The sequence below is a fragment of the Actomonas aquatica genome, assembly GCF_019679435.2.
In the GTDB taxonomy this organism is placed as follows: domain Bacteria; phylum Verrucomicrobiota; class Verrucomicrobiia; order Opitutales; family Opitutaceae; genus Actomonas; species Actomonas aquatica.
The window spans coordinates 1,158,794-1,170,732 of the sequence record NZ_CP139781.1; the positions used below are offsets into that span (position 1 = coordinate 1,158,794).

The 11,939-nt window shown below is 64.7% G+C and carries 8 protein-coding genes and 1 tRNA gene; 5 read left to right on the forward strand and 4 right to left on the reverse strand.

Translation table 11 applies throughout. The annotated features are described in order from the left end of the window. The first annotated feature begins 65 nt into the window (after positions 1-65). Positions 66-989 (forward strand): DUF368 domain-containing protein, encoded by a 924-nt coding sequence (locus tag K1X11_RS04450; RefSeq protein WP_221031745.1) that lies wholly within the window; start codon positions 66-68, stop codon positions 987-989. Between the two features lie 89 nt (positions 990-1,078). After that, positions 1,079-1,153: transfer RNA gene (locus K1X11_RS04455), tRNA-Arg, on the forward strand. A 184-nt stretch (positions 1,154-1,337) separates the two neighbouring features. On the opposite strand, the gene lpdA is transcribed toward K1X11_RS04455, so the two are convergent. Continuing rightward, entirely contained in the window at positions 1,338-2,735 is a 1,398-nt protein-coding gene (gene lpdA, locus K1X11_RS04460; RefSeq protein ID WP_221031746.1) for a dihydrolipoyl dehydrogenase, read from the reverse strand. A 102-nt stretch (positions 2,736-2,837) separates the two neighbouring features. Then, complete coding sequence (locus K1X11_RS04465; protein WP_324726092.1) at positions 2,838-3,281, reverse strand: phage holin family protein; 444 nt, start codon at positions 3,279-3,281, stop codon at positions 2,838-2,840. Positions 3,282-3,333: 52 nt separating this feature from the next. On the opposite strand from K1X11_RS04465, the gene K1X11_RS04470 reads away from it, so the two are divergent. The 3 genes from K1X11_RS04470 (at position 3,334) to uvrA (ending at position 11,059) form a co-directional block, all read left to right on the forward strand. After that, a complete protein-coding gene (locus K1X11_RS04470; RefSeq protein WP_221031748.1) occupies positions 3,334-4,455 on the forward strand; it encodes a glycosyltransferase in 1,122 nt (373 codons plus the stop codon). Then, positions 4,452-5,219, forward strand: coding sequence for a DeoR/GlpR family DNA-binding transcription regulator (locus K1X11_RS04475; RefSeq protein WP_221031749.1), 768 nt, complete (start codon positions 4,452-4,454; stop codon positions 5,217-5,219). Before K1X11_RS04470 ends, K1X11_RS04475 begins: the two co-directional genes overlap by 4 nt. 116 nt (positions 5,220-5,335) lie before the next feature. Beyond that, a complete protein-coding gene (gene uvrA / locus K1X11_RS04480) occupies positions 5,336-11,059 on the forward strand; it encodes an excinuclease ABC subunit UvrA (protein ID WP_324726093.1) in 5,724 nt (1,907 codons plus the stop codon). Positions 11,060-11,098: 39 nt separating this feature from the next. On the opposite strand, the gene K1X11_RS04485 is transcribed toward uvrA, so the two are convergent. Both K1X11_RS04485 and K1X11_RS04490 read right to left on the reverse strand, forming a co-directional pair. Further along, complete coding sequence (locus K1X11_RS04485) at positions 11,099-11,494, reverse strand: response regulator (RefSeq protein ID WP_221031750.1); 396 nt, start codon at positions 11,492-11,494, stop codon at positions 11,099-11,101. Continuing rightward, a complete protein-coding gene (locus tag K1X11_RS04490; RefSeq protein ID WP_221031751.1) occupies positions 11,494-11,916 on the reverse strand; it encodes a response regulator in 423 nt (140 codons plus the stop codon). The genes K1X11_RS04485 and K1X11_RS04490 overlap by 1 nt, the downstream gene beginning before the upstream one ends. Between the last annotated feature and the right edge of the window lie 23 nt (positions 11,917-11,939).

The following is an 11,939-nucleotide window of genomic DNA, read 5'->3' on the forward strand; positions in this document are numbered from 1 at the left end:
ATGCACTTCGGCCTGCCTTTTTTGTGGCCGCGTGCCGTGCCACGCCCCATCTCCTCCCTCTCCTCATGCGCAGCTTGTCCCACCTCCGAATCGCTCTGGTTGGTTTCCTCATGGGCTCGGCCGACGTCGTCCCCGGCGTCTCCGGCGGCACCATCGCCTTCATTTGCGGCATCTACGAACGCCTGCTCAACGGCATCAAGGCCTTCGACCTCACCACGCTGCGCCTCGTGCTCAAGGGCGATATCAAAGCCGCCTGGACTCGACTCCCCATCGCCTTCTTCATCGCTCTCGGCGCCGGTCTGCTCACCGCCGTGCTCTCCATGGCCAAGGTGCTCGAGCACCTGCTGGTGAGCCATCCCGCCGAACTCTGGTCCTTCTTCTTTGGCCTCGTGCTCGGTTCGATCGTGCTGCTCGCCCGCGAGACGTGGAAATGGCGCCCGGTCGACTTCGTGCTCTTCGCCGCCTTCGCCGTCGGCACCTGGCTGCTCGTGGGCATGCAGGCCACCCAGACGCCTCCCGGCCTGCCCTTTGTGTTCCTCGCCGGTGCCATCGCCATCTGCGCCATGATCCTGCCCGGCATCTCCGGCTCCTACTTGCTGCTCATCATGGGCAAATATCAGCAAGTCCTCTCCGCGGTAAATGACCGCGACATCGTGACGATCGCCGTATTCTGCGCAGGTATCGCCACCGGCATCCTCTCCTTTGTCCGCGTCGTGAGCTGGATGCTCAACCACTACCGGCACGCCACCCTCATCGCCCTCACCGGCGTGATGGCTGGAGCGCTGCGCACTCTGTGGCCGTGGAAGGAAACACTCACCACCCGCATCAACAGCGCCGGTGAAGAAGTGCCGCTCGTGCAGGTCAACATCATGCCCGGCGCCGAAGCCTCCATCGGCCTCGCCATCGCGCTCGCGGTGGCCGGCGGCCTGGCCGTGCTGCTGATCGAGCGCCTCGCCCGTGCCGAGCAAAAGGTCGCCCCGCAAAGCTGAATCATTGGCGGACCGAGCGACCGCCATAAAAACCGCTCGACACCGCCGCCTCGCCGCGGCCACTTTCTCGCCTCAGTCCTCTGGGCAACGCTCCTGTAGCACAATGGATAGTGTAGCGGTCTCCGAAGCCGTTGATGTGGGTTCGATTCCCGCCGGGAGCACCATCGATCTCAATGAGATCGATGCCCGCCGAAGCCCAACGGGCGAAGGAGGGCGGTGCCAAACCCGCACAACACGCCCCACACACACAAGAAAGCCGCGGTCTAAAACCGCGGCTTTTGTCGTAATTGGAATCGGAACTGTAGCCGGGGTCGTCGACCCCGGCCCTTTGCCTCTCGGCCCGTTCGCTCAGATGTGAATCGCTTCGCCCATCGAGGCGGCGGCGGCTTCCATCAGCGCTTCGCTCAAGGTCGGGTGCGCGTGGATGGTCTTGTGCACCTCTTCCACCGAGCACTCCAATTCGATCGCGAGGCCATACTCCGCGATGAGTTCCGTCGCTTCCGAACCGATGATGTGCGCGCCGTAGATTTCGCCCGTCTTCGCGTCGGTCACGACCTTCACGAAGCCTTCGGAAGAACCACCCGCGACGGCCTTGCCGGACGCGGTGAAGGGGAACTTGCCAACCTTGATATCGAGCTTCTTCTCGCGGGCCGCACGCTCGGTGAGACCCGTGCTGGCCACCTGCGGCTGGCAGTAGGTGCAGCCCGGAAAATTGGACACCCGACGCGGCTCGCCGTGACCAAACATGGCGTTCACCGCGTTCACGGCCTCGAAGGTCGCGATGTGCGCCAACCAGGGCGGACCGATGATGTCGCCGGCCGCGTAGATGCCTTTCACGTTGGTCTCGTAGTTGTCGTCGACCTTCACGTAGTTGCGGTCGAGTTCCACCTTCACGCCCGGAGCGAGCACGCCTTCGATGTTGGCAACGACGCCGATGGCGGAAAGCACCACGTCGGCTTCGACCACTTCCTTCACGTCGTCCTTCACCAGGTCGACCGTGACCGACTTTTCGCCCACGCGGAAATTCTCACACTTGGTGCCGGTGCGGATCTTGATGCCCTGCTTTTCGAAGGACCGTTCGAGGGTCTTGGAAATCTCGTCGTCCTCGATCGGCAGCACCGTCGGCAGCATTTCGACCAAGGTCACATCCGTGCCGAGCGCGTTGAAGAAGTAGGCGAACTCCACGCCGATCGCGCCCGCGCCGACGATGATGATCGACTTCGGCTGCTTCGTCGAAGCCAAGGCTTCGCGGGAGGTCATCACGCGCTCGCCGTCCACCTCGAGGCCAGGGATGCGACGCATCTTGCAGCCCGTGGCGATGAGGATGCGCTTGGCTCTGAGCACTTCACCCTTGGCCGCGCCGTCCACGATGGAGACCAGACCCGGCTGGCTCACCTGCGCCTTGCCGCGGATGTAATCGACCTTGTTCTTCTTGAAGAGGAACTCGATGCCCTTGGCCATTTGCCCGGCCACGCCGCGCGAACGCTCGATGACCTTGGCATAGTCGAAGGTGATGTCGCCCACCGTGAAACCGAACTCGTCGGCTTTCTTCATCTTGAGGTAGAGCTCGGCACTCTTGAGCAGGGCCTTGGTCGGGATACAGCCCCAATTCAGGCAGGTGCCGCCGGCACTCTCCATTTCGACGCAGGCAACCTTCTTGCCCAGTTGTCCGGCGCGAATGGCGCCTGCGTAGCCCGCAGGTCCGCCGCCGATGACGATGAGATCGTATTCCTTGGAATCAGCCATGGTTGGTAAGTTGGTAAAAAATTTGGCCGCAACGTCGCCCGGCCCTCCCCCCCGGTCAAATCGTTTCGCTATTCCCGTGGAATGCCGCTCGGCCGAACGACCTCAAATGTCGATCACGTCGTCGTCCCGCCGCGAACGTCCGGAACCGCCACCGCCACCACGACCGCCACGTCCCCCGCCTTTACGTTGCTCATCCTTGGCTTTGGCCGATCCCAGCATGCCCCCCAACAACATATTGGTGACACTCACAATGACCGCGCCGATGAGCGCGCTGCCAAAGGATTGCACGGTGAAACCGTCCACCACTTCGCCCACGAGCCAGAACAGCACCGCGTTGATCAGGATGATGCCCAGTCCCATCGTCACCACGATGAAGGGCAGCGCGAAGAGCATCAGCACCGGTTTGAGCACCGCGTTCAGAAAACTCAGCAACACCACCACGATGATCAGCGTCGAAAGCTCATTGCATTCGATGCCGGGCACCAGCTTGGTCGCGAGCGTCACGCCCAGCGCCAATACACTCCACCGCAACAACAGTTGTATCATCGGATGATTCATCCCTAATTCCGACCATCCTCCCCGGCTGGGGTTTCCGGCAATGAAAATACTCGTCGTCCAAGATCATCTGCGCAGCGGCGGCACCGAACGCCAAACGGTGCTCCTCGCCCACGGTTTCGCCACTGCCGGACACGAGACTCACCTCGTCACCTTCCGCCCCGGCGGCGCCCTCTGGCCCGACGCCGCCACCCTGCCCGCCGGCCTCCACCTGCGCTCCCTGCAACAACGCGACACCCGCCTCGATTGGTGGGCCCCCGGCCTCGTCCGCCACGCCCGCCAACTCGCGCCCGAGGTCGTGCTCCTCATGGGCCGCATGGCCAACTGTTACGGCAGCGCCCTCCAAAAAGCCCTCCCCGCCGCCGCCGTGATCGCCACCTTGCGCACCGGCAAACCGCTCCCGCGCCTCTTCCGCCGCTCGCTGCAACACGTCACCCACATCATCGCCAACAGCGAAGCCGCGCGGGCCAAAGTCACCGCCGAGCAAAACCTGCCTGCCGCCAAAGTCAGCGTCATCCACAACGCCCTCGTTTTCCCGCCCGCCGACGCCTCCACCGCCGCCAACGACCTGCGCGCCACCACCCGCGCCCAACACGGCGCCTCCCCCGAAACCGTCGTGCTCCTCGATGTCGCGATGTTTCGCCCGGAGAAAAACCAGATCGCCCTCGTCGACATGCTGGCGGAGCTCGACGCGCCCGTTCCTGTCCACCTCTGGCTCGCTGGCGACGGTCCGGCTCTCGCCGCCTGCCAGGCCCGCGCCACCGCGCTCGGCCTCGACGATAGCGTGCATTTCCTCGGCTGGACCGATGACCCCGCTCCGCTCTACGCCGCCGCCGACCTCGCCGTGCACGCCTCCCGCCGCGAATCCCTTTCCAACTTCCTCATCGAAGCCCAGGCCCACGGCCTGCCCGCCATCGCCAGCGATGCCCTCGGCGTGAGCGAAACCTTTCTCGACGGCGAGACCGGCGTCCTCATCCCGCCCGACGACCTCGCTGCCTTTCGCGCCACCGTCACCCGCTTCGCAACCGATCCGACCGAGCGCGCCACCATGGGTGACCGCGCCCGCCAGCAAGCCCGCGAACGTTTCTCGACGGATCGCCAGATCGCTGCCTACCTCCACCGTTTCACCTCGCTCTTGGCCCCGCCCCCTACCTCTGCTGCATGACCAATCGCCGCCGCGTCGATCTGATCGAAAAATACCTCCGCGAACACCGCTACGCCGACCTGCAAAGTCTCGCCTCCCGTTTCGCCATCTCCGTCTCCACCGTCCGCCGCGCCATCGATGAATTGGAATCGCGGGGCGTCGCCCGCCGCCACCACGGGGGTGCCTCCATCATCGAGGCCGACGAGGTCACCCGCGAATACGACTTCATCGCCCACGACCAACGCATGGCCGAAGAAAAATTCGCCATGGCTCGCTACATCGCCGAGCGCGTGATGCCCGGCATGACCGTCATCATCGACGGCGGCACCTCTCCCTACGCCGTCGCCCGCCTCCTCATCGGCAAACGCCTCAAGGTGATCACCAACTCCCTCCCCGTCGCCGGCCTGCTCAGTGACGTGAGCGCCATCGAGACCATCGTCACCGGCGGCACCATCTACAATCGCATCGGCGTCCTCGTTGGCCCCTGTTGCGACGAAACCCTCGCCCACCTCCACGCCGACATCGCCATCCTCGGCGCCGTCGGCGTCACCGCCGAGGGCCTCTGGAACCACAACCCCACCATCGCCGCCACCCAGCGCCGCATGGTCCAGTCGGCCGACCGCACCCTCTTCGCCGTCGACCATTCCAAATTCGGCCGCAAGGCCCCCGTGCTCGCCGTCCCCTTCTCCGACGACCAGGTCATCTTCACCGACCGCGAGCCCCCCGGCGACATCGGCCGCGCCCTGCGCAACGCCAACGCCACCCTCGCCCTCTGCCCGACCTGAGGACGCCCCTCCTTGGCTACGAGCGTGAGCGAGTGGCTCCCTCGCCTCACGCACTCATCTCCACAATTTCCCGAGCCCGCGCTTGCTCGTCGGCCACAAGCCCCCTTCGTGGTTCTGTGGTCAAATCCGCTCAGCCTTCCGCCCCCGATTGCATCCGCCTGCGCGGTGTTCGCCAGAACAACCTCAAGGGCTTCGACCTCGATCTGCCCCTCGGCCGCTACATCGTCGTCACGGGCCTGAGCGGCGCGGGCAAAAGCTCCCTCGTCTTCGACACCCTGCACGCCGAGGGCCAGCGCCGCTACGTCGAAACCTTCAGCGCCTACACCCGCCAGTTTCTCGATCTGCTGGACAAGCCCGCCGTAGATTCGATCGAAAACATCCGCCCGTCGATCGCCATCGAGCAGAACAATACCGTCAAAACCTCCCGCTCCACGGTGGGCACGATGACGGAGCTCACCGACTACGCCAAAGTCTGGTTCAGCCACGTCGCCCGCTGCTTCGACCCCGCCACCGGCGCCCTCGTCGAGGACGACACCCCCGCCACCATCTGGGAAAAAGCCCGCACCAACCACGGCCCCGACGCCCAGATCGTCGTCGCCTTCCGCATCCCGCGGCCGCCAAAGATCAAATGGGCCGAGATCCTCCAAAATCTTCGCACCCAGGCCTACGTGCGTGTCCTCCTGCCGACGGCGACATCCGCCGCCGCCTCCGGGACCGCCGAGCTGGCCCCGCACCGCATCGAAGACCTCGAGCAAGACCCGTCCCCGCTCGCCGACCTCGACCACCTTTTCATCGCCCAGGACCGCGTCCGCCTCGCCGACGCCGACCGCAACCGTTTCCTCGAAGCCGCCGAAACCGCCCTGCACTTCGGCCAAGGTGAACTCCATCTATTCACGCCCGCCGCCACCGGTCGCAACGTCTCCGCCGCCGGACATTTTTCCCGCGGTCTCCATTCGCCCGCCACCGGCCGCTCGTTCCGCCCCGCCACGCCCGCCCTCTTTTCCTTCAACTCCCCCCTCGGCGCCTGCCCGCACTGCCGTGGTTTTGGCCGCGTGATCGAGATCGACTACCGTCTCGCCATCCCCGACCGCACCAAGTCCATCGACGAGGGCGCCATCAAACCTTGGGAAGGCCAGGTTTACGGCGAGTCGAAGAAGGACCTGCTCGTCTTCGCCCGCAAAAAGAAGATCCCCACCCACGTCCCCTTCGCCGAGCTCACGCCCGAGCAGCAGACCTACATCATCGAGGGTGAACCCGGTTACGGCTCCGACGGCGTCGAATGGCCGCGCGCTTGGTATGGCCTGAAGGGCTTCTTCGACTGGCTCGAAAAGAACACCTACAAGATGCACGTGCGGGTCTTCCTCTCCCGCTTCCGCGCTTACAACACCTGCCCGCAATGTCAGGGCACCCGCCTCCAACCCGACGCCCTGTGCTGGAAATGGCAGGGAGTCACGTTGCCCGAGCTCTACGTCAAACCTGTCTCCGAACTACTGGAGCTGCTTAACGATTCGCCCGACGCCAATCAGCCCACCAAAGCCTCCGCCTCGCACCAGGCCGACATCGCCCACCACGCCATGCTGAGCCGCCTGCGCTACCTCGATCAGGTGGGCCTCGGCTACCTCACCCTCGACCGCCCCTCCAAAACCCTCTCCGGCGGCGAGGTCGAACGCGTCAACCTCACCTCCTGCCTCGGCACCTCGCTCGTCGACACCCTCTTCGTCCTCGACGAGCCCTCCGTCGGCCTGCACCCGCGCGACATCGATCGCCTCATTGGTATCATCCGCACGCTCACCGATGCCGGTAACACCGTCGTCGTCGTCGAACACGACGAGGCCATGATTCGCGCCGCCGACCACCTCATCGAGATCGGCCCGGAACCCGGCAGTCGCGGCGGCCACGTGGTCTTCCAAGGCGACCTGCCGGCCATGCTCGCCTCCGACACCAGCATCACCGGCCGCTACCTCTCCGGTCGCGCCGACCTCACCGCACCGACTTCCCGCCGCCCCATCGACAAAACCACCCCGCGTCTCACTTTCCGCGGCGCGTCGAAACACAACCTGCGCAACCTCGACGTATCCATTCCGTTGGGACGCCTGGTCTGCCTCAGCGGCGTGTCCGGTTCCGGCAAATCCACTCTGCTCGATCACGTCATCTACCAAGGCCTGCTCACCCACCGCCATCAACAGACCGAAGACGTCGCCACCATCAAATCCATCGAGGGCGCCGACCTCTTCGACGAACTCGTCCTCGTCGATCAAAGCCCACTCTCCCGCACCCCGCGCTCCAACCCCGCGCTCTACTGCGAGGCCTGGGACGGCATCCGCGCCCTCTTCGCCGCCGAACCCGCCGCCCAGGAAGCCGGCTTCACCGCGTCGTCTTTTTCCTTCAACGCCGGCGACGGTCGCTGCGATCACTGCCAAGGCCTCGGCTACGAACGCGTCGAGATGCAGTTCCTCTCCGACGTCTTTGTGCCCTGCCCGATCTGCGAAGGCCGCCGTTTTAAACCCGAGGTGCTCGCCGTCACCTGGCAGGGCCGCTCCGTCTCCGAGTTGCTCAACACCTCCATCGGCGACGCTCTGCCGCTCTTCGCCGAACACCCCGCCATTCACGCCCGTCTCCAGTCTCTGGATACCGTCGGCCTCGGCTACCTCACGCTCGGCCAACCGCTCAACACCCTCAGCGGCGGTGAAGCCCAGCGCCTCAAACTCATCAAATACCTCGGACTCGGAGACTTCACCGAATCGAAAGTCCCGAATCCAAAATCGAATATCCCCGGCGCCCTGCTCCTGCTCGACGAACCCACCACCGGCCTCCATCGCCACGATGTGGGTCGCCTGCTCGGTGTGCTCCAGCAGCTCGTCGAGCACGGCCACAGCGTCGTCGTGATTGAGCACAACCTCGACGTGCTCGCCGCCTCCGACTGGATCATCGAAGTGGGCCCCGAAGCCGGTGCCGCCGGCGGCCGCATCATCGCCGAAGGGCCCCCCGAGCACATCGCCGCCCTCCCCACCACCCAATCCACCGCCACCTCCCCCTACCTCGCCGCCACTCTCGATCCGGACAAATCTTGTCACCTATTAGGTGACGAGTCCCTGCAACTCGCTGCCGAAGCGCCGGTTGCTTACGGGGCGGGCCGGGCGTCAGGACTAAACATTGTGGGGGCGCGGGAGAATAACCTCAAAAATCTTTCGCTCACGCTGCCGCACAAGGAGCTCACCGTCGTCACCGGCGTTTCCGGCTCGGGCAAGTCGACCCTCGCGTTCGACATCATCTTCGCCGAGGGCCAGCGCCGCTTCATGGAATCAATGTCGCCCTACGCGCGGCAGTTTGTGGAGCAGTTGCCGCGGCCCGACATCGATCAGCTCGGCGGCATTCCCCCCACCGTCGCCATCGAGCAACGCGTCACCCGCGGTTCGCGCAAATCCACCGTCGCGACCATCACCGAGGTCGCTCAATACCTGCGCCTGCTCTACGCCCGCATCGGCATCCAACACCATCCCGACACCGACCGCGCGGTGCAGCCGCTCAGCCCCGCTCAACTCCAGCAACTCCTGCAACGCGTTCTGCGTTCGGCCAAAGCTCGCCGCGCCAAACACCTTTACCTCTGCGCGCCCCTCATCCGCGGCCGCAAGGGTCACCACGAACCGATGGCGAAGTGGATCGCCAAGCAGGGCTACGAACTCATGCGCGCTGATGGACGCGTGTTTCCCGTCAGCGCCTTCACCAAACTCGACCGTTACAAGGAGCACGACATCGAGGTCGTCGTCGCCGATCTCAAAGGGGCCAACGACGCCGCCGTCGACGAGGCCCTCAGCACTGCGCTGCGCCTCGGTAAGGGCGGTTGCTTCCTGCTCACGCCCAACGGCGAAGTCATTTCGTGGTTCTCCACCACCCGCACCGATCTTGAGACCGGCGAGTCCTTCCCGGAACTCGACCCCAAACACTTTTCGCACAACTCCCCGCGCGGCTGGTGTCCGGCCTGCCGCGGCCACGGCCGCATTTTTGGGTGGATGATCAACCAGAAGGACGACGAGGAACTCTCGCCTGAAATCGCCGACATCGCCCACGACCTCGGTGAGCTCGCCGACTCGTCCTCCACGCCGTGCCCGGAATGTCACGGCACGCGGCTCAACCGCATCTCGCGCGCCGTCAAACTTCACTTCCCCGGGCGCAAGGCCGCCATGTCGCTGCCCGACCTGCTCGCCGGCACCGCCAGCGAACTGCTGCACCACCTCTCCACCATCGCCACCGATCAGCGCGGCCAACTTATCCTGCGCGACATTCGCCCGCAGATCGAAGAGCGCCTCAAGTTCCTCGATCACGTTGGCCTCGGTTACCTTTCGCTCGATCGTCCCACCGCCACCCTCTCCGGCGGTGAAGCCCAACGCATCCGCCTCGCCGCCCAGCTCGGCACCAACCTCGCCGGCGTGCTCTACGTGCTCGACGAACCCAGCATCGGCCTGCACGCCCGCGACAACGACCGCTTGATCGAGACCCTCGAAACCCTGCGCGACAAGGGCAACTCCATGCTTGTGGTGGAGCACGACGACGAGCTCATGCTGCGCGCCGACCGCATCGTCGACCTCGGCCCCGGGGCCGGCACCCACGGCGGTTCACTCCTCGCCATGGGCACGCCCGACGAGATCAAAGCCAGCGACCGCTCCCTCACCGGCCTCTTCCTCGCCAAAGGCATCGCCCACCCGCTGCGCGGCGCGTATCGAAAAATTCCTGACAAAAACTCCCGCGCGCCCGGCACCTGGCTCAAACTCTCCGACGTCACCTTCCGCAACCTCAGTGGCTTTGACCTGCGTTTGCCGCTCGGCCGCCTCATCATGGCCATCGGTCCCAGCGGTGCCGGCAAGTCCACGCTCTTCCGCGACGTCCTGCATCCCGCCGTCGCTGCCGCGATCAAAGCCAAAAAGAAGCGCCTCACCGGCGCCGCCCTGCTGAAGACCGGCACCTTCCACGGCGCCGAAGAATGCACCGACGGCGCGCCGTTCGGCGAGCTCAGCGGCTCCATCCCCTTCAAGACGGTGATCGAGGTCGATCAATCGCCCATCGGCAAAACCCCACGCTCCACCCCGGCCACCTACCTCGGTATCTTCGACCTCATCCGTCAGTTTTTCGCCGCGCTTCCCGAAGCCAAAATGCGCGGCTACAACGGCGGCCGTTTTTCCTTCAACACCGCTGGCGGTCGCTGTGAAACCTGCTCAGGTGCCGGCCGCATCAAGCTCGAGATGGCCTTCATGCCGGACACCTTCCTGCCCTGCGACGATTGCGGCGGTTCGCGCTACGGCCCCGAACTCAACGACATCACTTGGAACGGCAAAAACATCGGCCAGGTCCTCCAACTCACGTTCGAGGAAGCCGCCGAGTTTTTCTCCTTCCACAGCCAGCTCGGAGAGGTCTGCAAACTCATGGTCGATTGCGGCCTGGGTTACCTCACCCTCGGCCAAAGTTCGCCCACCCTTTCCGGCGGCGAAGCCCAGCGCCTCAAACTCATCACCGAACTCTCCCGCGGCCTCGCGTCCTACACCGAACGTTCCCGCGGGCAAAAGCCGCAGAACCTCTACCTCCTCGAAGAGCCCACCATCGGCCTCCACCTGAGCGACTGCGAAAAACTCATCCACCTGCTGCACTCACTCGTCGAGCAGGGTCACACCGTCGTTGTCATCGAGCATCATCTCGATCTCATCGCCGAGGCCGACTACGTCGTCGAACTCGGCCCCACCGGTGGCCCCGCCGGCGGTCGCCTGATGTATCAGGGCAACCTCGCCGGACTGCTCAAAAGCAAACGTTCGCCGACCGCCCCCTACCTGCGCACGAAGCTCAAAAGCTGAGCCGCACTCCGAGTTCGACGTCCGCGCCCACCGCGCAGCTCAGACCGCCAACGCGCCCGCCACGGCGGCTTTGAGCTGCTGCGCGTTCACGGGCTTGATCAGGTAGGCGCTCAACTCCGCCAAGGTCTGCGCCCGCGAAATGAGTTCCGGGTTCAGATAACCGGTCACCAGAATGCGTTTGGTCTGCGGGAAGTGCTCCCGCACCCGCATCAGAAAATCCAGGCCCAGTTCGCCCGGCATCAGGTGGTCCACCAACACCACATCAAAGTGCTGCAGGCCCATCTGCACATCGGCCTCCGCCGCCGAGTTGGCGATCTCGACTTCGTAGTCGTCGGCCAAGCGCGCCGCCATGACGTCCAACAACGCGGTCTCATCATCGACGATCAGGATCGCCGGTTTTGAAGTCTCCGCGCCGTTGTCGGCCGCCGCGCTCATTATTCCGCCACGGACTGATCGTGCAGTTTCACGGCCTCCGAGGTCACCTTGACCAACTCGGTCAGCGACACCGGCTTGAGCAGGTAGCGGAACAGCGCCGCTTCATTCACGCTGCGCAGTAACATCTCCGGCTTCATGTAACCGGTGACCAGAATGCGCTGCATATGCGGATACTCTTCGCGGGCCCGCACCAGAAAGCTCATGCCATTGCCGCCGGGCATCAGATGGTCGGCGATGACAACTTTGAACTCCTTCTTGCGCAGAATAAATTCCGCCTCGCGCGACGAGGTCGCCGTGGTGCACTCAAACTCCGAAGAAAGCGCCGAGACGAAGATCTCCAGCAGGGAGGCTTCGTCGTCGACCAACAGGATCGGGTCACGCTTTTTGGGCGCGGGTGCTGACGGGGCGGATTCAGAGCTCATCGTTCTTCGGAACCGTGAAATGT

Excerpts from the sequence above, each read along its gene's own strand:
- K1X11_RS04450 (WP_221031745.1), top strand. The coding sequence starts at position 66 with ATGCGCAGCTTGTCCCACCTCCGAATCGCTCTGGTTGGTTTCCTCATG.
- K1X11_RS04470 (WP_221031748.1), top strand. The coding sequence starts at position 3,334 with ATGAAAATACTCGTCGTCCAAGATCATCTGCGCAGCGGCGGCACCGAA.
- lpdA (WP_221031746.1), bottom strand. The coding sequence starts at position 2,735 with ATGGCTGATTCCAAGGAATACGATCTCATCGTCATCGGCGGCGGACCT.
- K1X11_RS04475 (WP_221031749.1), top strand. The coding sequence starts at position 4,452 with ATGACCAATCGCCGCCGCGTCGATCTGATCGAAAAATACCTCCGCGAA.
- K1X11_RS04485 (WP_221031750.1), bottom strand. The coding sequence starts at position 11,494 with ATGAGCGCGGCGGCCGACAACGGCGCGGAGACTTCAAAACCGGCGATC.
- K1X11_RS04490 (WP_221031751.1), bottom strand. The coding sequence starts at position 11,916 with ATGAGCTCTGAATCCGCCCCGTCAGCACCCGCGCCCAAAAAGCGTGAC.
- K1X11_RS04465 (WP_324726092.1), bottom strand. The coding sequence starts at position 3,281 with ATGATACAACTGTTGTTGCGGTGGAGTGTATTGGCGCTGGGCGTGACG.